Source organism: Bacillus sp. 05T31 (assembly GCF_056396725.1).
Genome location: NZ_JBFTMA010001424.1, coordinates 1 through 424, shown reverse-complemented (window position 1 = coordinate 424; position 424 = coordinate 1). Strand labels below are relative to the sequence as shown.

1 protein-coding gene is annotated in these 424 nt (G+C 34.2%); it reads right to left on the bottom strand.

Annotated features, from left to right (window positions below; all coding sequences use genetic code 11):
* Window positions 1-424: Alp7A family actin-like protein (locus AC1DJR_RS33635; RefSeq protein ID WP_477004638.1), on the bottom strand; the 424-nt coding region annotated here is incomplete at both ends.

Sequence of the window (424 nt, the reverse complement as noted above, 5' to 3'; positions counted from 1 at the left end):
GAAAAATTCTATAAATTTTTCTTTTCTTAGTTTTTCGATATGTGATAAATAAGCAAGCTTATCTATTGATTGCATAGAATCACGGTTTTTTGGTGCTTTTAAACCAGCTGGTGATAAAACAAGATCAATAGTACCGCCGCCAATATCGACTAATACCGTATCGTTATTATCAAACTGCTTTGCTTCCTCACGATCTTCTAACTCGAAATTTTTCTTGATACCTAAACGGGCAATTTCTCCTTCAATGCGGCAAGAAGCTTTTTTAACATCAATATTTAAAGTGCGTTCTAAACCAGGAGTGTGAATAGATACGATGTGTTCTCCTGTAAAACGTTCTGACATTGCTGTTTGTGCTTCACTAAATTTAGCTGTACGTTTTAGTAACCAGATAGGTAACATTGTTTGGAAGTATTCAATTTCAATG